This window comes from Streptomyces sp. DI166 (assembly GCF_900091315.1).
Taxonomy (GTDB): Bacteria; Actinomycetota; Actinomycetes; order Streptomycetales; family Streptomycetaceae; genus Streptomyces; species Streptomyces fuscus.
The window spans coordinates 64,501-89,600 of the sequence record NZ_FLSP01000013.1; the positions used below are offsets into that span (position 1 = coordinate 64,501).

General features: G+C 70.6%; 19 protein-coding genes. 5 read left to right on the top strand and 14 right to left on the bottom strand.

The window, feature by feature from the left end:
- Window positions 1-115 precede the first annotated feature (115 nt).
- From pssA to GA0115233_RS09285, 9 genes are all read right to left on the bottom strand, one after another.
- Window positions 116-898 (bottom strand): CDP-diacylglycerol--serine O-phosphatidyltransferase, encoded by a 783-nt coding sequence (pssA, locus tag GA0115233_RS09245; protein WP_093719695.1) that lies wholly within the window; start codon window positions 896-898, stop codon window positions 116-118.
- A gap of 58 nt (window positions 899-956) precedes the next feature.
- Window positions 957-1,613, bottom strand: a complete 657-nt coding sequence (locus GA0115233_RS09250; RefSeq protein ID WP_093719642.1) for a phosphatidylserine decarboxylase — start codon at window positions 1,611-1,613, stop codon at window positions 957-959.
- A gap of 169 nt (window positions 1,614-1,782) precedes the next feature.
- Entirely contained in the window at window positions 1,783-2,988 is a 1,206-nt protein-coding gene (locus tag GA0115233_RS09255) for an acyl-CoA dehydrogenase family protein (RefSeq protein ID WP_093719643.1), read from the bottom strand.
- Window positions 2,989-2,991: 3 nt separating this feature from the next.
- Window positions 2,992-3,516 (bottom strand): MaoC family dehydratase, encoded by a 525-nt coding sequence (locus tag GA0115233_RS09260; protein WP_093719644.1) that lies wholly within the window; start codon window positions 3,514-3,516, stop codon window positions 2,992-2,994.
- Between the two features lie 5 nt (window positions 3,517-3,521).
- Window positions 3,522-4,484 (bottom strand): HpcH/HpaI aldolase/citrate lyase family protein, encoded by a 963-nt coding sequence (locus GA0115233_RS09265; RefSeq protein ID WP_093719645.1) that lies wholly within the window; start codon window positions 4,482-4,484, stop codon window positions 3,522-3,524.
- Window positions 4,481-6,547: a protein meaA gene (locus GA0115233_RS09270; protein ID WP_176711697.1), complete on the bottom strand. Its 2,067-nt coding sequence runs from the start codon at window positions 6,545-6,547 to the stop codon at window positions 4,481-4,483. The genes GA0115233_RS09265 and GA0115233_RS09270 overlap by 4 nt, the downstream gene beginning before the upstream one ends.
- Before the next feature lie 97 nt (window positions 6,548-6,644).
- Window positions 6,645-7,982, bottom strand: a complete 1,338-nt coding sequence (gene ccrA / locus GA0115233_RS09275) for a crotonyl-CoA carboxylase/reductase (protein ID WP_176711698.1) — start codon at window positions 7,980-7,982, stop codon at window positions 6,645-6,647.
- A gap of 399 nt (window positions 7,983-8,381) precedes the next feature.
- Window positions 8,382-9,194, bottom strand: a complete 813-nt coding sequence (locus tag GA0115233_RS09280) for a TetR family transcriptional regulator (RefSeq protein ID WP_218063428.1) — start codon at window positions 9,192-9,194, stop codon at window positions 8,382-8,384.
- A 136-nt stretch (window positions 9,195-9,330) separates the two neighbouring features.
- Entirely contained in the window at window positions 9,331-11,154 is a 1,824-nt protein-coding gene (locus GA0115233_RS09285) for a 3-hydroxyacyl-CoA dehydrogenase family protein (RefSeq protein ID WP_093719649.1), read from the bottom strand.
- Between the two features lie 366 nt (window positions 11,155-11,520).
- Between GA0115233_RS09285 and GA0115233_RS09290 the strand changes: the two genes are divergently transcribed.
- Window positions 11,521-12,096 carry an adenylosuccinate lyase gene (locus GA0115233_RS09290; protein ID WP_093719650.1) on the top strand — a complete coding sequence of 192 codons (576 nt, stop codon included), beginning with the start codon at window positions 11,521-11,523 and terminating at the stop codon, window positions 12,094-12,096.
- Between the two features lie 7 nt (window positions 12,097-12,103).
- On the opposite strand, the gene GA0115233_RS09295 is transcribed toward GA0115233_RS09290, so the two are convergent.
- The 4 genes from GA0115233_RS09295 to GA0115233_RS09310 all read right to left on the bottom strand — a co-directional run bounded on the left by GA0115233_RS09295 (window position 12,104) and on the right by GA0115233_RS09310 (window position 15,818).
- Window positions 12,104-12,631: a GNAT family N-acetyltransferase gene (locus GA0115233_RS09295; protein WP_093719651.1), complete on the bottom strand. Its 528-nt coding sequence runs from the start codon at window positions 12,629-12,631 to the stop codon at window positions 12,104-12,106.
- Window positions 12,628-13,026, bottom strand: coding sequence for a RidA family protein (locus GA0115233_RS09300; protein WP_093719652.1), 399 nt, complete (start codon window positions 13,024-13,026; stop codon window positions 12,628-12,630). Before GA0115233_RS09300 ends, GA0115233_RS09295 begins: the two co-directional genes overlap by 4 nt.
- Window positions 13,027-13,077: 51 nt before the next feature.
- Complete coding sequence (locus GA0115233_RS09305) at window positions 13,078-14,631, bottom strand: alpha/beta hydrolase (protein ID WP_093719653.1); 1,554 nt, start codon at window positions 14,629-14,631, stop codon at window positions 13,078-13,080.
- A 134-nt stretch (window positions 14,632-14,765) separates the two neighbouring features.
- Window positions 14,766-15,818, bottom strand: a complete 1,053-nt coding sequence (locus GA0115233_RS09310; RefSeq protein WP_093719654.1) for an Rv2578c family radical SAM protein — start codon at window positions 15,816-15,818, stop codon at window positions 14,766-14,768.
- Between the two features lie 135 nt (window positions 15,819-15,953).
- On the opposite strand from GA0115233_RS09310, the gene GA0115233_RS09315 reads away from it, so the two are divergent.
- From GA0115233_RS09315 to GA0115233_RS09330, 4 genes are all read left to right on the top strand, one after another.
- Window positions 15,954-16,403, top strand: coding sequence for an SRPBCC family protein (locus GA0115233_RS09315; RefSeq protein WP_093719655.1), 450 nt, complete (start codon window positions 15,954-15,956; stop codon window positions 16,401-16,403).
- A gap of 161 nt (window positions 16,404-16,564) precedes the next feature.
- Window positions 16,565-18,949 (top strand): MFS transporter, encoded by a 2,385-nt coding sequence (locus tag GA0115233_RS09320; protein ID WP_093719656.1) that lies wholly within the window; start codon window positions 16,565-16,567, stop codon window positions 18,947-18,949.
- A 144-nt stretch (window positions 18,950-19,093) separates the two neighbouring features.
- The gene (locus tag GA0115233_RS09325) at window positions 19,094-21,565 is read left to right on the top strand and encodes an ATP-binding SpoIIE family protein phosphatase (protein WP_093719657.1); all 2,472 of its coding nucleotides are present in this window, start codon (window positions 19,094-19,096) and stop codon (window positions 21,563-21,565) included.
- Window positions 21,566-21,720: 155 nt separating this feature from the next.
- Window positions 21,721-22,443, top strand: a complete 723-nt coding sequence (locus GA0115233_RS09330; protein ID WP_093719658.1) for a class I SAM-dependent methyltransferase — start codon at window positions 21,721-21,723, stop codon at window positions 22,441-22,443.
- On the opposite strand, the gene GA0115233_RS09335 is transcribed toward GA0115233_RS09330, so the two are convergent.
- On the bottom strand, window positions 22,440-25,013 hold the full coding sequence (locus tag GA0115233_RS09335; protein WP_093719659.1) for an immunoglobulin I-set domain protein: 2,574 nt from the start codon (window positions 25,011-25,013) through the stop codon (window positions 22,440-22,442). The two genes, GA0115233_RS09330 and GA0115233_RS09335, sit on opposite strands and share 4 nt — an antisense overlap.
- Window positions 25,014-25,100: the final 87 nt, after the last annotated feature.

The window sequence follows — 25,100 nt, forward strand, 5'->3', positions numbered from 1 at the left end:
TGAACGGGCCTCGTCCTCAAACGCCGGACGGGCTGAAAGCAAACGCCGGACGGGCTGAAAGCAAAACAAGAAGGGCCCGGGACCTCGAAGGTCCCGGGCCCTTTTCTTGACCGTGCTACGGCAGCTGGGCTGCCCTTGCCTCTCGGCGGTTGTCGCGGAAGTTGTTCACTCGGCGGGCCGTGGCGAACAGGGGGATCACCGCGCCCGTGACCAGTTGCAGGGCGCAGCCGGTCTGGAGGAGGAGCTGGCCGCTGGGGGCGTCGAAGGCCCAGGCGGCGAGCAGGCCCATGGAGACCACGATCCAGGACAGCATGGCCACCGCCAGGCGGCCCCGCGGCTTCGGGTACTCCACCCGGCTCACCATCAGCCAGGCCGTGCCCAGGATCGCCAGCAGCGTCGCCACGAAGGGCAGCTCCAGCAGGACGATCGAGACCACCGTCAGCGCGCCGAAGGGGGAGGGCATGCCCTGGAACATGCCGTCCTTCATCGTCACGCAGGAGAAACGGGCCAGCCGCAGCACCACCGCCAGCAGCACCACGATCGCCCCGACCGCCGCCACCCGCTGGTGGGCGTCGTCGGCGACCATGCCGTACACCAGGACGAAGTACGCCGGTGCCAGGCCGAAGCTGATCAGGTCGGAGAGGTTGTCCAGCTCGGCACCCATGGGGGACGAGCGGAGCTTCCTCGCGACCAGGCCGTCGAACAGGTCGAAGACCGCCGCGCAGAGCATCAGGATGACCGCCGTGGCCGCGCTGTGGCGGGCCATGCCGGACTCCTGGCTGCCCGTGAGGTGCGGGATCAGGATGCCGGTGGTGGTGAAGTACACCGCCATGAAGCCGCACGTGGCGTTACCGAGGGTGAGCGTGTCCGCTATTGAGAGGCGGAGCGAGAGAGGCATCTCCTCCTCGTCGTCGACCTCGTCGGCCTCGGGCGCCCAGCCGGGCTGGGTCTCTGGATCAATCACGGTCAATGCGAGTCACCCCAGCCACGGTCTTCTGACCGACCTCGACCGCGACCTCCACGCCCTCGGGCAGGTAGATGTCGACCCGGGAGCCGAAGCGGATCAGCCCGATGCGGTCGCCCTGCTCCACCTTCGTGCCCTGAGGGATGTAGGGCACGATCCGGCGGGCCACCGCGCCGGCGATCTGGACCATCTCGATGTCACCGAGCTCGGTGTCGAAATGCCAGACCACGCGTTCGTTGTTCTCGCTCTCCTTGTTGAACGCCGGAACGAACCCGCCGGGGATGTGCTCGACCGACGTCACCGTGCCGGAGAGCGGCGCACGGTTGACGTGGACGTTGAGCGGGCTCATGAAGATGGCGACGCGGGTGCGGCCGTCCTTCCACGGCATGATGCTCTGCACCACACCGTCGGCGGGCGAGATGACTCTGCCCTGGGCGATCTCGCGCTCGGGGTCGCGGAAGAACCAGAGCATGCCCGCCGCGAGGGCGGTGGCGGGCACGGCGACGGCCTTGGCTACTCCCGAGCGGCGGGCCTTGGCCAGGCTGACGGCGGCGGTGGCGACGGTCGGAAGGAGCCACGGCGATGCTCCGCGTGCCAGGCGTACGCCGGCCAGGCTTTCGCGAGGTGCAGAGGTTTGGCTGTGGGGCATGGATGACCTTCGTAGCGGATGATGCCGCGCGGCGAGGGGGACGGCGGCTTTCCCGGGATCGTACCGGTCGCGGACCGCAACTGGGCAAGCCAGGAAGCCGAGTCGGCGGCTGAAGAGTGTTGACGGGGTGTGATCTTCTTCTCCAAGAAAACACCCCGTATCCGGACAATCAGCCCTGGAATCGATACTCTTCGAGCAGCCTGCGACCGATGATCATTTTCTGGATCTCGGCGGTACCTTCGCCGATCAGCAGCATCGGAGCCTCTCGGTAGAGGCGCTCGATCTCGTACTCCTTGGAGAAGCCGTAGCCGCCGTGGATCCGGAAGGCGTCCTCGACGACCTCCTTGCAGTACTCGGAGGCGAGGTACTTCGCCATCCCTGCTTCGAGGTCGTTTCGCTCCCCGGAGTCCTTTTTGCGTGCCGCGTTCACCATCATCGCATGCGCGGCCTCGACCTTGGTAGCCATCTCGGCCAGCTTGAACTGGATCGCCTGGTGCTGGGCGATCGGCTTGCCGAAAGTGTGACGCTGCTGGGCGTACTGGACACCGAGTTCGAAGGCACGCTGAGCGACACCGCAGCCACGTGCCGCGACATTGACGCGGCCGACTTCGACGCCGTCCATCATTTGGTAAAAACCTCGTCCGGTGACCCCGCCGAGCACCCGGTCGGCCGGAACTCGCAGGCCATCCATGATGAGTTCGGTGGTGTCGACCCCCTTGTACCCCATCTTGTCGATCTTGCCCGGAATGGTCAGGCCGGGGCGGACCTCACCGAAGCCGGGCTCCTTCTCGATCAGGAAGGTCGTCATCGACTTGTGGGGCGCCGTGCCCTCGGGGTGTCCTTCGTCACTTCGCACCAGAACGGCCACGAGGGACGACGTTCCGCCGTTCGTCAGCCACATCTTCTGGCCGTTGAGGACGTACTCCTCGCCGTCCTTCACCGCCTTCGATGTGATCGCCGACACATCGGAACCCAGGCCCGGCTCCGACATGGAGAAGGCGCCGCGGATGTCACCGGCCGCCATCCTCGGGAGGAAGTGGTCCTTCTGCTCCTGCGTGCCGTGCTGCTTGAGCATGTACGCCACGATGAAGTGCGTGTTGATGATGCCGGAGACCGACATCCAGCCGCGCGCGATCTCCTCCACGCACAGGGCGTACGTCAGGAGGGACTCGCCCAGGCCGCCGTACTCCTCGGGGATCATCAGGCCGAACAGGCCCAACTCCTTGAGGCCGTCGACGATCTGCTGCGGATACTCGTCGCGGTGCTCCAGCTCGGTGGCGACCGGGATGATCTCCTTGTCCACGAAGTCGCGGACGGTGGAGAGGATCTCCTGCTGGATGTCGGTCAGACCGGCGGTCTGGGCGAGACGGGCCATGGCCTACTTCTCCGTCTTTTCCGAAGGGGCGTTCAGTTCCGGGCGGCCCGGCTGCTCGCCGCCGCGCTCCTTGATGTACGTCTCGGTGGGCACCATCACCTTGCGGCGGAACACGCAGACCAGCGTGCCGTCCTGCTTGTAGCCCTTGGTCTCGACGTAGACGATGCCGCGGTCGTTCTTCGACTTCGACGGCCACTTGTCGAGGACGGTGGTCTCGCCGTAGATCGTGTCGCCGTGGAAGGTCGGCGCCACGTGCTTGAGCGACTCGATCTCCAGGTTGGCGATCGCCTTGCCGGAGATGTCCGGCACGCTCATGCCGAGCAGCAGCGAGTAGATGTAGTTCCCGACGACGACGTTCTTGCCGAAGTCCGTCGTCTTCTCCGCATAGTTGGTGTCCATGTGGAGCGGGTGGTGGTTCATGGTGAGGAGACAGAACAGGTGGTCGTCGTACTCGGTGACCGTCTTGCCCGGCCAGTGCTTGTACGTCGCCCCGACCTCGAACTCCTCGTAGGTGCGTCCGAACTGCATCGCGCTCAGGCCTCCGGGATCTCGAACTTGCTGGTGCGCCGCATACCGGCGGCGCGTCCCTTGCCCGCGATGACCAGGGCCATCTTGCGGCTGGCCTCGTCGATCATCTCGTCGCCGAGCATCGCCGAGCCCTTCTTGCCGCCCGCCTCGGACGTGTAGTAGTCGTACGCGTCCAGGATCAGTTCGGCGTGGTCGTAGTCCTCCTGCGAGGGCGAGAAGATCTCGTTGGACGCCTCGACCTGACCCGGGTGCAGCACCCACTTGCCGTCGAAGCCGAGGGCTGCGGCGCGCTGGGCGACCGCGCGGTAGCCGTCGACGTTGCGGATCTGCAGGTAGGGACCGTCGATCGCCTGGAGGTTGTTGGCGCGGGCGGCCATCAGGATCTTCATCAGGATGTAGTGGTAGGCGTCCGCCGGGTAGCCGGGCGGCTGCTCGCCGACCACGAGGGACTTCATGTTGATGGACGCCATGAAGTCGGCCGGGCCGAAGATGATCGTCTCCAGGCGGGGGGAGGCCTGGGCGATCTCGTTGACGTTGTTCAGGCCCTGCGCGTTCTCGATCTGCGCCTCGATGCCGATCTTGCCGACCTCGAAGCCCATCGTCTTCTCGATCTGGGTCAGCAGCAGGTCCAGCGCGACGACCTGCTGGGCCGTCTGCACCTTCGGCAGCATGATGCAGTCGAGGTTCTGGCCGGCGCCCTCGACGACGGTCACGACATCGCGGTACGTCCACTCCGTCGTCCAGTCGTTGACCCGGACCACGCGCGTCTTGCCCGTCCAGTCGCCCTCGTTGAGGAACTTGACGATGGTGTGCCGCGCCTCGGGCTTGGCCAGCGGAGCGCAGGCGTCCTCCAGGTCCAGGAAGACCTGGTCGGCCGGGAGGCCCTGGGCCTTCTCCAGGAAGCGCGGGTTCGAGCCCGGTACCGCCAGGCAGGAACGCCGGGGGCGAAGGCGGTTGACCGTGGTCATGCGGGGACCTCCAGGGGGTCGAGCTTGTTCGCTTTGCGGATCTCGTCGACGATGCGGCCGATGATTCCGGTGATGTCGAAGTCCTTCGGGGTGAAGACGGCGGCCACTCCCGCGGCCTTGAGCTGCTCGGCGTCGCCATTCGGGATGATGCCACCGGCGATCACCGGGATATCTGTGGCACCGGCCACACGCAGCCGCTCCAGCACGTCCGGGACCAGCTGGGCGTGCGATCCGGAGAGGATGGACAGGCCCACCGCGTGCACGTCCTCGGCGAGGGCCGCGTCCACGATCTGCTCCGGGGTGAGCCGGATGCCCTGGTAGACCACCTCGAACCCGGCGTCACGGGCCCGCACGGCGATCTGCTCGGCGCCGTTGGAGTGGCCGTCCAGACCGGGCTTGCCGACCAGGAAGCGCAGCTTGCCGACGTTCATGTCCTGCGCCGTCAGCTCCACCTTGCGGCGCACCTCCGCCAGGGCGGTGCCCTCGGCGGCGGTCACCGCGACCGGCGCGGAGGAGACCCCCGTCGGCGCCCGGAACTCGCCGAACACCTCGCGCAGGGCGCCGGCCCACTCGCCGGTGGTGACACCCGCGCGGGCGCACTCCAGCGTGGCCTCCATGAGGTTGTCGGTGCCCTTGGCGGCCTCCTTCAGCCGCTCCAGCGCCTTGCAGGGGCGCGGGTGGTTGAAGGGCGGCTGGTAGCGCGTGTCGCGCCAGTGCTGCAGGGCCGCGATGACCTGCTCCTCGACGGCCGGGTCGACCGTCTGGATGGCGGTGTCCAGGTCGGCGGTGAGCGGGTTGGGCTCGGTCGTCTCGAAGATGTTGACGCCGACGATCTTCTCCTGGCCGGACTCGATCCGGGCCCGGCGCTCGGCGTGCGAGGCGACCAGCTGCGACTTGAGGTAGCCGGACTCGACGGCCGCCATCGCGCCGCCCATCTCCTGGATCCGCTCGATCTCCGCGAGCGACTCCTCCACCAGCGCCTCGACCTTGGCCTCGATCACCTTCGAGCCCTCGAAGATGTCGTCGTACTCCAGCAGGTCGCTCTCATGGGCGAGGACCTGCTGGATGCGCAGCGACCACTGCTGGTCCCAGGGCCGGGGCAGACCCAGCGCCTCGTTCCAGGCGGGCAGCTGCACGGCACGCGCGCGGGCGTCCTTGGAGAGGGTGACGGCCAGCATCTCCAGCACGATCCGCTGGACGTTGTTCTCCGGCTGCGCCTCCGTCAGGCCCAGGGAGTTGACCTGGACGCCGTAGCGGAAGCGGCGCTGCTTGGGGTCCTGGATGCCGTAGCGCTCGCGGGTGACCTTGTCCCAGATGCGGCCGAAGGCGCGCATCTTGCACATCTCCTCGACGAAGCGGACGCCCGCGTTGACGAAGAACGAGATCCGGGCGACGACATCGCCCATCCGCTCCTCGGGCACCTGGCCGCCGGCCTTCACGGCGTCGAGCACCGCGATGGCCGTGGACATCGCGTACGCGATCTCCTGGACCGGCGTGGCGCCCGCCTCCTGCAGGTGGTAGCTGCAGATGTTGATCGGGTTCCACTTGGGGATGTGGGAGACCGTGTACGCGATCATGTCCGTCGTCAGGCGCAGGCTCGGCCCGGGCGGGAAGACGTGCGTGCCGCGGGAGAGGTACTCCTTGACGATGTCGTTCTGGGTCGTGCCCTGGAGCTTGGTGATGTCGGCACCCTGCTCCTCGGCGACGACCTGGTAGAGCGCCAGCAGCCACATGGCGGTGGCGTTGATCGTCATCGAGGTGTTCATCTGCTCCAGGGGGATGTCCTGGAACAGCCGGCGCATGTCACCGAGGTGCGAGACCGGCACCCCGACCCGGCCGACCTCGCCGCGGGCGAGGATGTGGTCGGGGTCGTAGCCGGTCTGCGTCGGCAGGTCGAAGGCCACGGACAGACCGGTCTGACCCTTGGCGAGATTGCGCCGGTACAGCTCGTTGGACGCCTCCGCCGTGGAGTGACCGGCATAGGTCCGCATCAGCCACGGCCGGTCCCTTTCCTTTTGCGGCTGCGCCCGAGGGCGCTCTGTGTCGGCGTCGACGTTCCTCAGCCCGCGGTCGCTTCGCGCCCTTGTCCTCGTCTCTTTCGACGCCGACGCGCCCTCGGGCGCAGCCGCTGTCTGACGCTCGCTCATGTTCCTGGTGCCCTCAGATGTTGCGGAAGCGGTTGATGGCGTCGATGTGCTTGGCGCGCAGTTCCTCGTCGCGCACGCCCAGGCCCTCCTCGGGGGCGAGGCAGAGCACGCCGACCTTGCCCTGGTGGAGGTTGCGGTGCACGTCGAACGCGGCCTGGCCGGTCTCCTCCAGGGAGTAGGTCTTCGACAGCGTCGGGTGGATCTTGCCCTTCGCGATCAGGCGGTTGGCCTCCCACGCCTCGCGGTAGTTGGCGAAGTGCGAACCGATGATCCGCTTCAGCGACATCCACAGGTAGCGGTTGTCGTACTCGTGCATGTAGCCCGAGGTCGACGCGCAGGTGGTGATGGTGCCGCCCTTGCGGGTGACGAAGACGCTCGCGCCGAAGGTCTCGCGGCCCGGGTGCTCGAAGACGATGTCGATGTCCTCGCCGCCGGTCAGCTCACGGATGCGCTTGCCGAAGCGCTTCCACTCCTTCGGGTCCTGGGTGTTCTCGTCCTTCCAGAACTTGTAGCCCTCGGCGTTGCGGTCGATGATCGCCTCGGCGCCCATCGCCCGGCAGATCTCGGCCTTCTGAGGGCTGCTCACCACACAGATCGGGTTGGCGCCGCCGGCCAGCGCGAACTGGGTGGCGTAGGAGCCGAGTCCGCCGCTGGCGCCCCAGATCAGGACGTTGTCGCCCTGCTTCATGCCGGCGCCGTTGCGGGAGACCAGCTGGCGGTAGGCGGTGGAGTTGACCAGGCCCGGCGCGGCGGCCTCCTCCCAGCTGAGGTGGCCCGGCTTGGGCATCAGCTGGTTGGACTTGACCAGGGCGATCTCGGCGAGGCCGCCGAAGTTGGTCTCGAAGCCCCAGATCCGCTGCTCGGGGTCGAGCATCGTGTCGTTGTGGCCGTCGGAGGACTCCAGCTCGACCGAGAGGCAGTGCGCGACGACCTCGTCACCGGGCTTCCAGGCGTTGACACCGGGGCCGGTGCGCAGGACGACGCCCGCGAGGTCGGAGCCGATGATGTGGTACGGCAGGTCGTGGCGCTTGGTCAGCTCGGAGAGCCGGCCGTAGCGCTCCAGGAAGCCGAAGGTCGGCAGCGGCTCGAAGATCGAGGTCCACACCGAGTTGTAGTTGACGGAGGAGGCCATGACGGCCACCAGGGCCTCGCCGGGGCCGAGCTCCGGCAGCGGCACGTCGTCGAGGTGGAGCGACTTGCGCGGGTCCTTGTCGCGGGTGCTGATGCCCGCGAACATTTCCGTCTCGTCCTTGTGCACGGTGATCGCGCGGTACGACTCGGGGAGCGGCAGATTCGCGAAGTCGGCCGAGGTGGAGTCGGGCGACTGGATCGCGTCCAGGATGTCCTTCACGGTCACGGTGATGCCTCCGGCGATGAGCGCCCTGAGGGAGGGGCGCTGAGGGTTACGTCGGTGCTGCTGAGGGTGGGTTGGGTGCCGTCGGTTCGGCGGGGGTGGTGCTGGTTCGGCAGCGCTTTGTGGCGCGGGAGGTGCCTGTGACGCAGGCGTCCGGCGCGCGAGCCGTTGGGCTCGTCGGGACAGGCCGGACACCATGAACGTATGACACCGCGTGTCAGGCCGCAAGGCACTGAGTGCCAGAAGTTGCTCTCAGGTGAAATCTTTACGTAACAAATGAGCGATGATCGATCGAACGCGTCCTGAAAAGCGCCGGAAAACCTGCTCTGACATGCCAAAACGGCCACCCGGTGGGGTGGCCGTCATCACATTGGCGAACTGCCCTCGTGGGGGGCTTCAGCGCTCCTTGAGCGCCTCCTCGATGGTCCGCATGACCTGGTCCAGGGGGGCGTCCGTGCGGGCCACCGTCACCAGCACCTCACCGTGGGTGGAGGCGGTCGCCGCGGCCGGCTGGGGCTGCGGGGTGGTGCGGCCGGCCCCGATGCCGGTGCCGAAGGTCTTGCGGACGATCGCGAAGGCGTGGTCCAGCTGCGCCTCCACATCGCCCTGTCCGCCCGCCCGCAGCCAGCGCCGCAGCACATGGTTGTGCGCGGTGACCACGGCGGAGGCGGCCACCTCCGCCAGCAGCGGGTCGTCGTTGGCGTCGTCGTCGTGGGCGTGCTCGTCGAAGTGGCCGAGCAGGTACCGGGTGAAGAGGCGTTCGTAGCGGGCCACCGAGGCGATCTCGGCCTCGCGCAGGGTGGGCACCTCGCGCGTGAGCTTGTAGCGGGCGACCGAGATCTCCGGGCGGGCCGCGTACATCCGCATCACTTCCTTGATCCCGCGGCACACCGTGTCGAGCGGATGCTCGTGCGCGGGGGCGGCGTTGAGCACCGCCTCGGCGCGGATCAGGGTGTCGTCGTGATCGGGGAAGATCGCCTCTTCCTTGGAGCGGAAGTGCCGGAAGAAGGTGCGGCGGGCGACACCGGCCGCGGCCGCGATCTCGTCGACGGTGGTCGCCTCGTACCCCTTGGTGGCGAACAGCTCCATCGCCGCGGCCGCCAGCTCCCGGCGCATCTTGAGCCGCTGGGCGGCCGCGCGCGTGCCCGCGGCACTCTCCGGCGCGTCGGGCGTGGCTGGTGTACGTGAGGACTTGGCGGGCTGGGACATGACCCGAACGTACTGCATCTGCGCAGGATGGTGCGCATGTCCCGGGGTTCCCCCGCCCTGGGCGGGCGGGGGAGACGCCGCGGGGTCGAGCAGTCCGCCCCAGTCCTCGGCTACCCGGAACCAGTCGCCGGGGCGGTCACCGGCGGGCATATTCGCGGAAGCCGCGGCCCGTCTTGCGGCCGAGGCAGCCCGCGGCCACCAGGTGCTCCAGCAGCGGCGCCGGGGCCAGGCCCGGGTCGCGGAACTCGCGGTGCAGCACCTTCTCGATGGCCAGCGAGACATCCAGCCCGACCACGTCCAGCAGCTCGAACGGGCCCATCGGGTAGCCGCCGCCGAGCTTCATCGCCGCGTCGATGTCGTCGAGCGAGGCGTAGTGCTCCTGGACCATCTTGATCGCGTTGTTCAGGTACGGGAAGAGCAGCGCGTTCACGATGAATCCGGCCCGGTCGCCGCAGTCCACGGCGTGCTTCCTGATCCGGCCGCAGACCTCGCGGACCGTGGCGTGCACGTCGTCGGCGGTCAGGACGGTACGGACCACCTCGACCAGCTTCATCGCCGGGGCCGGGTTGAAGAAGTGCATGCCGATCACGTCGTGCGGGCGCGAGGTGGCCCGGGCGCAGGCGACGACCGGCAGCGAGGAGGTGGTGGTGGCGAGCACCGCGCCCGGCTTGCAGACCTTGTCCAGCGTGGCGAACAGCTGCTGCTTGATCTCCAGGTCCTCGGCGACGGCCTCGACGGCCAGGTCGACCTCGGCGAAGGAGTCGTAGCTGCCGGCCGGGGTGATCCGGTCCAGCGTCTGGGCGGCGGCCTCGGCGGTCATCCGCCCCTTGTCCACCGAGCGGGACAGGGACTTGCCGATCCTGGCCTTCGCGGCCTCGGCCTTCTCCGGGCTGCGGGCGGCGAGAACGACGTCGTAACCGGCCTTGGCGAAGACCTCGGCGATACCGGAGGCCATGGTGCCGGAACCGGCGACGCCGACGGAGCGGACCTCGCGGCCGGGGGCCTGCACGGAGCCCTCCAGCGGCGTCAGGGCGTCCCGCACGACGACCGGGCTGCCCGGGGCCTCGTAGGTGTAGAAGCCGCGGCCCGACTTACGGCCCGTCAGCCCGGCCTCGCTGAGCTGCTTCAGGATCGGCGCCGGGGCGTGCAGCCGGTCGTGGGACTCGGCGTACATGGCTTCCAGGACGGTTCGGGCGGTGTCGATGCCGATGAGGTCCAGCAGGGCCAGCGGGCCCATGGGCAGACCGCAGCCGAGCCGCATCGCGGCGTCGATGTCCTCGCGGGAGGCGTACTTGGCCTCGTACATCGCGGCGGCCTGGTTGAGGTAGCCGAACAGCAGTCCGTCGGCGACGAATCCGGGCCGGTCGCCGACCGCCACGGGCTCCTTGCCCAGGGCCACGGCGAGTTCGGTGACGGCGCTGACGGCGGTCGGCGCGGTCAGCACCGAGGAGACCACCTCCACCAGCTTCATCGCCGGGGCCGGGTTGAAGAAGTGCAGGCCCAGCACCCGCTCCGGACGCGCCGAGTCGGCGGCGAGCCGGGTGACGGACAGGGCGTTGGTGCCGGTGGCCAGGATCGTCCCGGGGCGCACGATGTCGTCCAGCGCCCGGAAGATCTGCTGCTTGATCTCGTACGACTCCGGCGCGACCTCGATGACCAGGTCGGCGTCGGCCGCGGCGGCCAGGTCGGTGGTGGTGCGGATACGGGCCAGGGCGTCGGCGCGCTCCTGCTCGGTGAGCTTGCCGCGCTCCACGGCGCGGGCGGTGGAGGACTCCACGGCGGCGAGCGACTGGGCGGCGGCGGCTTCGCTGATGTCGATGCCGATGACCTCGCGGCCGGCCTTGGCGAGGACCTCGGTGATACCGGTGCCCATGGTGCCGAGGCCGACGACGGCGACGGTCTGGAGCGAGGACTGAGGGGTGTCGGACAGGGGGAGTGGCCATCGCGGGACTCCAGGAATGAGGGTGACGACTGGGAACGCGCCCCGGTGCGCCGAGGGGGCGCACCGGGTGCGGAAAGGAATGCGGGTGTATGTCCGGGCTGCGAGCGCACACGCCCGGTGCCGTCGACGCGGACGCGCACACGTCCGGTGAACGGCGATGGCCGACCGGCCCTGTCCCGTGGCCGAGTCGTACTGGCGGTACCTGAGGCACCGAACCGACTACTCCCACGGCGGCTGCGTCACCAGGCCACCGCGGGTGGTTCGCGAGGGGGGTATCTCGCTCGTCTGAGCTTAACCGGCGGGTAACGAGCGCGCCAGTCCTCGTTCTTCATCGTCTTTGTGATGTAGGTCCCGTCCCGTGGCGGGCGCCCATACGCTCGGTACATGGACGAAGAGTTGCGATCACTCACGGAGCGCTTACGGCGGGAGTCGGGCGGTGGGGCCGGGTTCGAGCGGCTCCTCACCACCGAGGACACCGATGAGCTGGCCGGGGTGCTGACCGCGCCGGGGCAGTCGCTGTGGGCGCGGGAGCTGGCCGCGTTCCGGCTCGGGCTCGCGGGTGACCGGAGGGCGTTCGAGTCCCTGGTCCTGCTGTTGAACCACCGGGACCCCGAGCGCTGCGTCTGTGCGGCGCACGCCCTGGCCCGCCTCGGCGACCCGCGCACGGCCCGCGCGGCGGCCGCCCTCGCCACCAACGAACTCCGCGTCGCCTACGCCCTGCACCCGGTCCGCCTCCTGGTCCGCCTCCGAGCCCCGGAAGCCGTCCCGGCCCTGATCACCACCCTCCAACGCCGCCTGCACCCCCACGACCCGTACCGCCGAGTCGCCCTGGCCTGCGTGGAGGGCCTCGGCACCCTGGGCGACCCCCGCGCCCGAACGGTCCTCAACGAGGCCCTGGCCCACCCGGCCCTGGCGGAGGCGGCGGTACACGCGCTGGCGCGGATTCCGAAACAGCGGTGAGGAGGGGTCAGACGGTGGTCAACTCCCGTACGCAGCGCACCTCGGGGACCTGGACGCCGTGCACCTCGAACGGCTCCTGTGCGCCGTCCGGTCGGAAACCGGCCCGTTCGTAGAAGCGGCGGGCCGGGGTGTTGTCCTTGAGGACCCAGAGGAGCATGCGGGGGTATCCGGCGGCTGTGCAGCGGTGCAGGGACTCTCTCAGAAGGGCCTGGCCCGCGCCCTTGCCCCAGTGGGCCGGGTCGACGTAGATCGCGTACAGCTCGGCGTCGGCCGTGCGGGTGTCGCCCTCGCGGTACGGGCCGTGGCAGGACCAGCCCACCGGCTTGCCGTCGTGCTCGGCGATCAGGTTCACCACGGTGCTGTCGTGCGCGGAGAACCGGGCCCGCCGGCGGGCGGTGTCCTCCTCGATGTCCAGGGCGTCGAGGTAGGACTGCGGCACCAGTCCCCGGTACGCGGTGCGCCAGCCGCCGACGCGGATCCCGGCGACCCGGTCGCAGTCGTCGTACACCATCTCCCGCACCCGGATGCCGGTCACTCCGGCACCACCGCGAACGCCTCGATCTCCATGCGGCAGTCCGGGCGGACCAGGGCCGCCACCTGGACCGCCGAGGCGGCGGGCAGACGGTCGTCGGGTATGTGCTCGGCGCGGGCCGCGCGGATCGCGGGCAGGTCCGCCACGTCCGTGACGTAGTAGGTGAGTTTGACGACGTGCTCGAAGGTCGCGCCGGCGGCGGCCAGACAGCGCCTGAGGTTCTCGAAGACCTGGCGGGCCTGGGCCGCCGGGTCTTCCGCGCCCACCGGCTCGCCCTTCTCGTCCAGCGGCAACTGCCCGGCGACGGCCACGAAACGGCCGCTGCCCATGACCACATGGCTGTACTGCGGTGCGGCGGCCACCCCTTCGGGGGCGGGAATCCTCGTCAGCTCACTCATGCGTCCATGGTGGACCACAGGTCTGACAACGCCCGCCCCCGGAGGGTGTGCTCAGCCGCGGAAGCCCAGCAGCCCGTGCAGCGTCGCGCCCCGCGAGGAGGACGCCGCGGTCAGCGGCTCCGGGTCGGGCAGCGCCTCGCACACCGCGTCGACCGCACCGCCGCCGCGCGGCACCGTGCCGTCCGTCAGGTACGTCGCGAGGTGCTCGTCCAGACACGAGTTACCGCTCAGCGAGATGCCGTGGTTCTGGCCGCCGTCCTCCACCACCAGGCTGGAGCCCTTCAGCAGCCGGTGCATGGTCACCCCGCCCTGGTAGGGCGTGGCCGCGTCCTCGGTCGCCTGGAACAGCAGGACCGGCGGCAGCTTGCGGTTGGCGACGTTCACCGGCTCCAGGGTCTCCGTCGGCCAGAAGGCGCACGGCGCGTTGTACCAGGCGTTGTTCCAGGTCATGAACGGCGCCTTCTCGTGCACCGCCCAGTTGTCCTGGCGCCACTGCCACCAGCTGCGCGGCCAGTCCGCGTCCCGGCACTGCACGGCGGCGTAGACGCTGTAGCCGTTGTCCCCGGCCGCGTCGATGGCGGCGAAGTTGTCGTACGCCTCGACCAGCGGGTCGGTGTTCTTGTCACCCACGTACGCCGCGAACGCGTCGGCCAGGAAGGGCCAGTAGCCGTTGTAGTAGCCGCCCGGCAGGAACGTGTCCTCCAGCTCCGCCGCGCCCACCTTGCCGCCGGCCGGCTTCTTCGCCAGGTCGGCCCGCATCGCGTACCACTTCTTCTCGATCTTCGCCGGGTCGGTGCCCAGCTTGTAGGTCGCGTCGTGCTTGGCGACCCACGCCATGAAGGCGCGGTGGCGGTCGTTGAAGGCGTAGTCCTGGCCGAGGTTGTCCTCGTACCAGACGCCGGTGGGGTCGACGATCGAGTCCAGGACCAGGCGCCGCACCCGCTCCGGATAGAGTTTGGCGTAGACCGCGCCGAGATAAGTGCCGTACGAATAACCGAAGTAATTGATCTGCTTGGCGCCCACGGCCTTTCGGATCGCGTCCATGTCGCGCACGGCGCTGACCGTATTGATGTACGGGAGCAGATCCCGGTGCTTGTCGCGGCACGCCTTGGCGAAGGACTTCACCCGCAGCAGGTTGGCCCGCTCGATCGCCGGGGTGCTCGGCACCGAGTCCGGGCGCACCGGGTCGAAGTGGCCGGGCTTGCAGTCGAGGGCGGGCGTGCTCTTGCCGACCCCGCGCGGGTCGAAGCCGATGACGTCGTACTGCGCCGCCACCTTCTCGGGCAGCGACTTGGCGACGAACCCGGCCAGGTTCAGGCCGCTTCCTCCGGGGCCGCCGGGGTTCACCAGCAGCGGGCCCTGGTACTTCTTCGCGGTGTGCGGCACCCGCGAGAGTGCGAGCGTGATCTGCCGCCCGTGCGGATTCCGGTGATCCAGCGGCACCTTCAGGGAGGCGCACTGGAGTGTCGGGTAGTTCGTCGTCCCACAGCTCTTCCAGTCGAGCGCGGGGGCCTTCCGCGGCGCGCTCGCCTCGGCGGGCACGGCGGTGAACGACCCGGCCAGTACGACGGCGGCACCGCACAGCACGGCTGCGCGTTTTCTCATCGAGTCCTCCCAGGACGGAGGGTGTTCGGACCGAGGTCACGGTCCACCGCCGCATCGTCCCGGAAAGCCCGGCCGGAAGAACGCGTTCTGCCAAGACTTGACCCAATCGGGTCGCGAGATGCGCTCGGATGCTCTCAGATAAGCGAGAGTTGTACAGGTTCGGTCGGGTCTGCTGATGTGTGCTGGGACTCGACGGGCTCCGGTTCACGGATGCGGCGCGGCATCCCCGCATCGGCCGGTCCGATGCCGTACTCCCGCGCCAGGTCGTGCACCTGACGGGTGATCCGGCGCTGGTACCACTTGGGCGCGTAGGCCCCCTCCGCGTACAGCCGCTCGTAGCGCCGCACCAGATACGGATGGTGCCGGGCCAGCCAGGCCATGAACCACTCGCGGGCGCCGGGCCGCAGATGCAGCACCAGCGGGGTCACCGAGGTCGCGCCCGCCGCCGCTATCGCCCTTACCGTGTCCCGCAGTTGGGCCGGGCTGTCGCTCAGGAAGGGGATCACCGGCGCCATCAGCACCCCGCACCCGATGCCGTGCTCGCCGAACGTGCGGACCACGTCCAGGCGCCGCTCCGGGGCGGGCGTGCCCGGCTCGACCGTCCGCCACAGCTCGCCGTCGACGAAGCCGACGGAGACCGAGATGCCGACGTCGGTCACGGCCGCCGCCTGCTTCAGCGGCTCCAGGTCGCGCAGGACGAGCGTGCCCTTGGTCAGGATGGAGAACGGGTTCGCGTGGTCGCGCAGGGCGCCGATGATGCCCGGCATCAGCCGGTAACGTCCCTCGGCCCGCTGGTAGCAGTCGACGTTCGTGCCCATCGCGATGTGGTCGCCGAGCCAGCGCCGGGAGCCGAGCTGGCGGCGCAGCACCTCCGGGGCGTTCACCTTGACCACGATCTGGGAGTCGAAGCCGATCCCGGTGTCGAGGTCCAGATAGCTGTGGGTCTTGCGCGCGAAGCAGTACACGCACGCGTGCGAGCACCCCCGGTAGGGGTTCACCGTCCACTCGAAGGGCATGCGGGAGGCCCCCGGCACCCGGTTGAGGATCGAGCGGGCCCGGATCTCGTGGAAGGTGATGCCACGGAACTCGGGCGTGTCGAAGGTACGGGTGACCACCGCGTCGGCGCCGAACAGCGCGGCGTCGGCCCGGCTGTGGTCGGACTCCAGGGCGAGGTTCTCCCAGCGCATGCGGCCTCCTCGGTAGCACTGGCCACAGAATAGAACACATGTTCCCTTGATCGTGCGACCTCGATTTGGGCGGCCGGGCCGCCGAGTGGTTGGCTTGCCTCCATTCCCGAGCAATTCACCTCCTGGAGGAAGTCAATGGCGCAGGTCGAGGCCACTACGGAGCGGATCGTCGCGGCGGACGCGGAGACGGTGTTCGACGCGCTCGCCGACTACAGCGGCACCCGGCAGAAGGTGCTGCCCGAGCACTTCAGCGAGTACGAGGTGCGCGAGGGCGGCGACGGCGAGGGCACCCTCGTCCACTGGAAGCTCCAGGCGACCAGCAAGCGGGTGCGCGACTGCCTCCTGGAGGTCACCGAGCCCACCGACGGCGAGCTGGTAGAGAAGGACCGCAACTCCTCCATGGTCACCACCTGGCGGGTCACCCCGGCCGGCGAGGGCAAGTCGCGGGTCGTCGTGCACACCGCCTGGCAGGGCGCCGGCGGCATCGGCGGCTTCTTCGAGAAGACCTTCGCCCCCAAGGGCCTCGGCCGGATCTACGACGCCCTGCTCGCGAACTTCGCCGCCGAGGTGGAGAAGCAGGGCTGACGTGGGCAAGTAAGTCTCCGGTGCCCTCCGGGTGTTGAGCCCGCTCACCGGATCGGGTGGATCTGCCCGTGCCGCACCAAAAGGGCGTAACTCGTCGCGCTTGCTCGTAGTTGCCGCATTACGCGGGAATTGCGTGGCAGGCGCGACGAGGGGAGCGGTACGTGGGCGGGACGACTGAGGTGCGGGACCTTCCGGTCGAGGCACCCCCGGAGCCGCCCGCCGGCCCACCCGCCCCCGACCCCGAACTCGGCCCCCGCCGGGTGCGGTTGGTCTTCTTCGCCCTGATGCTCGCGCTGCTGCTGGCCGCGCTGGAGCAGATGATCGTCGCCACCGCGCTGCCGAAGATCGTCGGCGAGCTGCACGGCCTGGACCGGATGTCCTGGGCGATCACCGCCTATCTGCTCACCTCCACCATCGGCCTGCCGATCTACGGCAAGCTCGGCGACCTGCTCGGCCGCAAGGGCGTCTTCCAGTTCGCCATCGTCGTGTTCGTGATCGGCTCCGCGCTCGCCGGACGCGCCGAGACCATGGACCAGCTCATCGCCTACCGCGCCGTCCAGGGCGTCGGCGCGGGCGGACTGCTGATCGGCGTCCAGGCGATCATCGCCGACATCGTCCCGGCCCGGCAGCGCGGCCGGTACATGGGCCTGATCGGCGCCGCCTTCGGCCTCGCCTCGGTCGCCGGACCGCTGCTCGGCGGCTACTTCACCGACCACCTCTCCTGGCGCTGGTGCTTCTACATCAACGTCCCCTTCGGCCTGGTCACCCTCGCCGTCGTCGCCGTCGTGCTGAAGCTGCCGAGGCCCACCGCCCGGCCCCGCCTGGACGTCCTCGGCGCGCTGCTGCTCGCCGCCGCCTCCACCTGCCTGGTCCTGCTGACCAGTTGGGGCGGCACCGAGCACGCCTGGACCTCACGGGTCGTCCTCGGACTCGGCGCGGGCGCCGTCGTCGCCACCGTGCTGTTCCTGCTCGCCGAGCGTTCCGCCGCCGAACCGCTCATCCCGCTGCGGCTGTTCAGGGACTCCGTCTTCAACATCACCGGCCTGGTGGGCCTGGTGATCGGCATCGCCCTGTTCGGAGCCGCCAGCTACCTGCCGACCTTCCTGCAAATGGTCGACGGGGCCTCCGCCACCGAGTCCGGGCTGCTCATGCTGCCCATGATGGCCGGCATCGTCGGCGCCTCCGTGATCGCCGGGCAACTCATCAGCCACACCGGGCGGTACCGGATCTACCCCGTCCTCGGCGGCGCCCTCTCGGTCCTCGGCATGTGGCTGCTGGCCCGCCTGGACGCCGACACGCCCCGGCTGCACTACAGCCTCTGGATGGCCGTCCTCGGCGCCGGGATCGGCATGGTGATGCCGGTGCTGATCCTCGCCGTGCAGAACTCCGTGCGCCCCGCCGACCTCGGCACCGCCACCAGCGCCAACAACTACTTCCGGCAGATCGGCGGATCCGTCGGCGCCGCGGTCTTCGGCACCCTCTTCGCCGACCGGCTCACCGACGCCCTCGCCGACCGTCTGCCCGCCGGAGCGGGCGCGGAGCTGCCCGACCCCGAGTCCATCACCCCGCAGGCGGTCCACGCCCTGCCCCCGGGCCTGCGCGACGCCTACGTCCAGGCGTACGCCGACGCCATGCCGAGGATCTTCCTCTACCTCGTCCCGGTGCTCGTCCTCGGTCTGCTCATCGCCTGCTTCCTCAAGGAGAAACCCCTGGTGTCCCACACCGCCGCCGAAACCGAGCCCGCCCCGGCCAACGCACCCGTCCCGCACGCCCGTTCGCCGCACACCGAAGAACTCCCCGTCTGCGGCACGGTCCTGCGCCCCGACGGCACCGTCGTCCCGCGCGCCGCGCTCACCCTCATCGACGTCGCCGGGGCACAGATCGGGCGCGGCGCCAGCGGCGAGGACGGACGGTACGCGCTGGCCACCCCGGGGGCGGGGGCGTACGTGCTGATCGCGGCGGCGGGCGGACACCAGCCGCAGGCCGTCTCGGTGACCGTGGGCGAGCGCCCGGTCGAGCTGGACGTGGTGCTCGGCGGCGCCGGACGCCTCGCGGGCTCGGTGCTCACCGCCGACGGCACTCCCGTGCGGGAGGCGACCGTCACGCTCACCAACGTCCTCGGCGAGGTCGTCGCCACCACCCGCAGCGGACACCAGGGCGGCTATGCCATCACCGAACTGGTGGCCGGTGAGTACACCCTCGCGGCGAGCGCCCCCGCCTTCCGTCCGGCCGCCCGCCCGGTCACCGTGCAGGCCGCCCGGGAGACCCGACAGGACATCGAACTCGCCGGGGGCGCCGTCCTGCGCGGAACGGTCCGGGCCGGCAGCGGACGGCCGGTGGAGGACGCCCGGGTGACGCTGCTGGACATCGCGGGTAACGTCGTCGACACGCTCACCACGGGCCCGGACGGCACCTTCCGCTTCGTCGACCTCGCCTCCGGCGAGTACACCGTGATCGCCGCGGGCTATCCGCCGGTCGCCACCGTGCTCCAAGTGGCGGGCGGCGGCCGGACGGAACGCGATCTCCAGCTGGGACACGGGGACTGAGCCGCGGCGGGGGCGCGCGGGGGTGCGCGCCGGGGCACGGACCCCGGGCAATTCCGGTGTTGCCGCACATCATCCCCGGCTCTCGCCGTACGGTGGTGTAGGCGGCGCAGATCTTGCCAAGCCGTGGGGAGTGAGGTCTTGGCCATGGACCGTGGCACCGAGCGGGACACACCTCCCAGCCTCGGAGCTGGGACCGGCGTGACGGAACACGCCGCGAGCGGCCGCGTCCCGCTCGCCGTTGTGGTCGTGGACCGCGAGGGCCTGGTGTCCCACTGGAGCGCGGGCGCGCGGCGGCTGTTCGGCGTCGCCAAGGAGGAGGCGATCGGCCGCCCGGCCGCCGATCTGCTGCCCGTCTCCGGAGCCCTGCCCGAACCGGTCGACGCCACGTCGTACGGCTCGTACGCGGACTACGACGGGCTCGGCCCGGACCTGGAGTCCTCCCTCGACGGTCGGCTCAACTACCCCGCGGCGGGCCGCGCCCGCCTCACCGTCCCCGACGACAACCGCTCCGACGTCCTGTGGTGGGCCTACCCGCTCGTCGGCCCCGGTTCCGAACGGCTGCTGGTCCTCGCCGCCGACGCCCACGGACTGCAGCACCAGGACGATGACGACGCTGCCGACTCCGGCACCGGATTCGAGCGCATCGCGCCCGGGTTCGCCCTGCACACCGACTTCCCCGGCGCCGAGGAACTGGCCGCCCGGCTGCCCGAGATCCTGCCCAGCATGAGCGTGGGCGAGAGCAGCCGCATCGTCGCCCAGATTCTCGAACTGGGCTATCCCATCCTGGAGTTCAGCCAGAACGACCGGGTGCCCGTCACCCCCGACTGGGGTGTGCCGCGCCGGGCCGAGCGCAGGGCCCGCCGGGAGCGCGCCGCCCGCGCCGCCGCCCTCGGACTGCCCGTGCCGGAGGAGACGGCCGAGGAGAGCGAGGACCTGGAGTACGCGGCGGTCCGCGAACGCCTGGAGTTCCTCAACGAGGTCAGCGGCCGCATCGGTACCTCCCTCGACCTCGCGCAGACCATCGTCGAGGTCAGCAAGGCCGTCGTACCCCGCTTCACCGACGTCGCCGGGACCTATCTGCGCGAACAGGTCGTCGCGGGCGAGGGGTTCCCCGAAGGCGTGCCCGACACGACCACCATGTGGCACCGGGTCGCGGTCGAGCACACCGACGAACCCGGCCGCTGGGACGACGTCGTGCCCGTCGGCGAGGCCATGCCGTTCCCCGCCCACACCCCTTTCTTCCAGTGCATGACCACCGGCGAGCCGGTGCTGGTGCCGCGGATCAGCGAGGAGATGGGCCACGCCATCGCCTCCCAGTTCGAGAAGCGCGACATCCGGCCGCTGATCACCAACCGCTCCATGCTGGTGGTCCCGCTCAAGGCCCGCAATGTGGTGCTCGGCTTCATGATCCTGCTGCGCCACCCCGAGCGGCCCGTCTTCAACGACATGGACCGGGTCACCGGCGCCGAACTCGCCGCCCGCGCGGGCCTGGTGCTCGACAACGCCCGGATGTACACCTACCAGGAGTCCGTCGCCGAGACCCTCCAGGACAGCATGCTGCCGCACATCCCGGCACGCATGCCGGGCTGCGACATCGCCACCCGCTACCTCCCGGGCACCCTCCTCGGCCGGGTCGGCGGCGACTGGTTCGACTCCGTCAAGCTCCCCGGCGCCCGTACCGCCCTCGTTGTCGGCGACGTCATGGGCCACGGCCTGAACTCCGCCGCGATGATGGGGCAGTTGCGCACCGCCGTGCAGACCATGGCCGCCCTCGACCTGCCGCCCGCCCAGCTCCTGCGCAACCTCGACGACCTCGCCCAGCGCCTCGGCGAGACCTACCTCGCCACCTGCCTCTACGCCGTCTACGACCCGATCGCGAGCGAACTGCACCTCGCCAACGCGGGCCACATTCCGCCCGTCCTGGTGCGCGCGGAGGACGGGCGCAGCGAACTGCTCGACCTGCCGACCGGCGCGCCCATAGGAGTTGGCGGGGTGCCCTTCGAGTCGGTGCGGGTCCGGGTGGAACCGGGCGACCGGCTGGTGATGTGCACCGACGGTCTGGTCGAGGTGCGCGGCGAGGACATCGGCGTGGGCCTGGCGACCCTGTGCGAGTCCGCCGCCCACCCGGCCGCGTCCATGGACGACGCCTGCGACACGATCATCCGCGCCCTCAACACCCGCGGCGGCCGCAAGGACGACGTGGCGCTGCTGATGACCCGGCTCAACGGCATCGATGCGGAGGACGTCGCCGAGTGGCGGATCGCCCGCGACCCCGTCCAGGTCGGCCGGGCCCGCGCGGTGGTCCGCGAACAGCTGCACGACTGGGGCCTCGCGCGGCTCGTGGACGTGGCCGAGCTGCTGGTCAGCGAGCTGGTCACCAACGCACTGCAGCACTCCGAGGGGCGCCCCGTGGAACTGCGCCTGGTGCGCGGCGACACCCTGCTGTGCGAGGTGGAGGACGACGACCACGAGCTGCCGACGCTGCTGAACGCCGGTCCGCACGACGAGTTCGGCCGTGGCCTGCGCCTGGTGAGCACACTGGCCCGGGAGTGGGGCACCAGCCGTACGAGTGTCGGCAAGACCGTCTGGTTCGAACTGACGCTCCCGCGACGGTGAACGGCCGCCGCCGGTCGGGTGAGCCGGAGGTGCTCGGATCGAAAGCGGCGTGAAGGATTGCGACACGTTCTTGTAGCGGTGCCCGGGGCGCGATAGACCGTACTGGCCCGTCACTTCGTGGCGGGAACTGTCCGTCGCACCCTGGGGAGTTGGGCATGAGCGTGACGAGTCGGTACCGGGAGGCCTGGGAGGGCTTCTGGCGGGAGGCGCCCGAGGAAGAGGGGGAGGTGTTCTGGGACGCGGAGCCGGCCGTCACCGTCGCACCGCATCTGGCCCTGTTCGAGCCGCATGTGACGGTGCCGACGCTGCCCCTGGTCGACCTGGGCTGCGGCAACGGTACCCAGACCCGCTTCCTGGCCGGTCGGTTCCCGCATGTCGTGGGCGCCGATCTGTCCGTCGCCGCGATCGAGCACGCCCGCCGCTCCGACCCCGCGGGGCTCGCCACGTACCGGGTGCTGGACGCGGGCGACAAGGACGAGGCGCAGACCCTGCACGCCGAACTCGGCGACTGCAACGTCTACATGCGCGGCGTCCTGCACCAGGCGGAGCCCGAGGCCCGGCAGGCGCTGGTGGACGGCATCGCCGTGCTCCTCGGCGCGCAGGGGCGGGCCTTCCTGGTCGAGCTGGCCGAGGCGGCCAAGCCCGTCCTGATGGGCCTCGCCCAGAGTCCGTCCGGCCCGCCGCCGAAGCTCGCCCCCGTCTTCCGGCACGGCATCGCCCCCGGCGAGGTCGCCGACGACGCGGTGCTGGAGTACGTACGCGCGGCCGGGCTGTCCGTGCTGGCCTCCGGCGAGCAGACACTCACCACCACGGAGCACAAACCGGACGGCAGCCGCATCGAGCTGCCGTCCAGATGGCTCGTGCTGGGCCGGGCCTAACTCGCGGTACGGCCGCGGCGGTAGGCCAGCCAGCCGGTCGCCGTCAGCGCCGCCGCGAGCGCGGCGACGGTGCCGACGGCGATGCCGGTGGAGGCCAGGCTGCCGCCGGTGGGGGAGGCACCCGTGGAGCCGGTGGTGCCGGTGCTTCCACCGCCGGAGGAACCGCCGGAGCCTCCCCCGGACGCGCCTCCCCCGGACGCGCCTCCCCCGGACGCGCCTCCCCCGGACGTGCCGCCGCCGGTGGTCCCGCCGTCGCCGTCGTCGGTGTCCACCGGGTCCTGGCCGGTGAAGCTCACCGGCACCTTCACGTCCTGGGTGCGGTCGCCGGAGAGGGTGTGGTCGGCGCGGGTGGCCAGGACACACGTCGCCTTGAAGCAGTCCGTGTACGCGTCCTTGGCGTCCACGGTCAGCTCCACCTCGAAGGTGCCGCCCGCGCCGTACGGCACCGCCAGATCCTCGCCGTAGTCGGGCGGGTTGGAGGAGATCCACGCGGAGGAGTGGGAGGCGCCGCTCATGTCGACACCGCCGATGCAGGGCGTGGGCAGTTCGCCGGCGCCGTTGTCGACGCAGAGGGCGACGTAGACGCCCTTGTCGACGTCGTAGCCGGAACCGGTGACCTTCAGGCGCTGGTTCTCGGTGGCGAGGTGGTTGACCGGGGTGACGGTGAGCCTCTGGCCCTCGGGACCGGTGACGGTCTTGGTGCCGGAGGGCTTCTGGGGTGTCTCCCCTCCCTCGTCCCCACCGCCGCCGTCGCTCTCCTTGACCGTGAGCGTGATCGGCGAAGTACGCGTCGTACCGACCGAGTTGCGGAACTCGGCGCGGTACCGGTAGCCGTCCTGCGCCGCCTTCGCGGTGAAGGAGTACGCGTTCTTGTCGGTCCCCTCCACCGGCGTCCAGGTCTGGCCGCCGTCCGGGCTGACCTGCCAGCGCACGGCCGGATCCGGGGTGCCCTCGGCCGCCGCGACGAGGGTGACGGTGTCCCCGGCGTCGACGGACTGGTCCGTGGGGGACTGGGTGACCCTCGGCGACATGCGCAGGTCGTACTTGACGACCTTGCTCTCGGCGGAGTGGGTGAGGTAGACGGACGTGGCGCCCGGGGTGACCGCGACGCCCGCGTAGGTGCCGGTACGGACGCTGCCGGGGAGCGGGACGGGGGAGGCGGCGGGCCCGAAGCCCGTGCTGTCGAGGATCTCCAGGGAGCCGGTGTTGTCCGTGCTGCCGTCGGAGAGGTCCTCGCGCAGCACGAAGGCCCGTCCGGTGGCCTTGTCGAAGGCCACCGCCATGGACCGGTCGGTGCCGGTGAGGGTGGCGAGCTGCTTGCCGTCCGGGTCGAACACGAGTACCGAACTGCCGCTGCCCACCCAGACGTTGCCGGTCGCGGGGTCCGGCTCGACGAAGGTGAGGACATCATCGGGGAGTCCGGCGGTGGCGGTCACCCGGAAGCCCTTGGTGTCCACGCGGCGCAGCACCGGCCTGCCCTCGGCGGTGCCGGCGGACCAGGCCGCGTCGCGCGCCGCGTCCACGCCGATCTCGGTGCCGCCCTCCAGCGCGACGGTCGCCTTCACCGCGCCGTCCGCCAGGTCGACGCGCCGCAGCTCGCCGCCCGCCGCGATCAGCACGGTGGAGGCGTCGGAGTCCTGGCCGACGCCGGTGAAGGTGGCGCCGTTGAACCACAGCCCCTGCGCCGCGGTGTCCCCGTCCTTGGCGGTGCCGATGCCGCGCAGCGGGTAGTGGAAGAGGACGCCGTCACCGGGGAGCGGGGCGATGATCCGCCGGACCACCCGGGCCGCCATCGCGCCGTTCGCGCCGGGTGCCTGGGCGATGTGGCCGAGCAGCTTCCCGTCCCCGGCGTCCAGGGCGTACAGGCCCTGCTCGGCCGCGTCGGCGGTGTCGGGGATGTTCTCCGATCCGACGTACAGCTTCCCGGAGTCGGGGTGCAGCAGCAGGTCCAGGGGGCGGCCCGCGGTGGTGAACTCGGCGGCCCTGACATAGCTGACCGTGCCGGGCGGGACGTCCACGCCGTCGCCGCCGTCCCCGCCGCCCGGGTCCTGGCCCTCGAAGGTGATCGGGATGCGGACGTCCTGGGAGCGGTCGCCGGCGGCGTTGTGGTCGACGCGGGTGACGACCGCGCAGGCCACCTCGTAGCAGTCGAGGCCGCTGTCCTTCGCCCTGACATCCAACTCGACGTCGAAGGTGCCGCCCTCGCCCCAGCGTTCGGCCACACCGCCCGCGCCCTCGTCCGAGGCGTCCCGCGGAATGATCCACCGGGAGGCCCCGCTGCCCCCGCTCTGGTCGGCGCCGCCCAGGCAGGGGGTGGGGACGCGGTTGTCGCCGTTGTCCTTGCAGACAGCGACGTAGATGCCCTTGGTGTCGTCGTAGCCGGAGCCGGTGACGCGCAGGGTCTCGCCGTCGGGGTCGAGGTTCGCGGAGGCGGAGAGGGTGAGTTTCTGCCCGTCCTTGCCGAGCGCGGTCCGCGGGGTGTCGGCGGCCTGCGCGGCCGGGCCGGCGGCGGCGGACGCGGCCACCAGCGCGGCGGCGCCGACGAGTGCCGCCGGGCGTCTGAGCTGCATCGGAGTTCCTCACTTGTCGGGTGCGCCCGGCACCCCGGGACGGGGCTGCGGCCGGGCCCTCGGGACGGGGAGGGCCCGGCCCGCCGG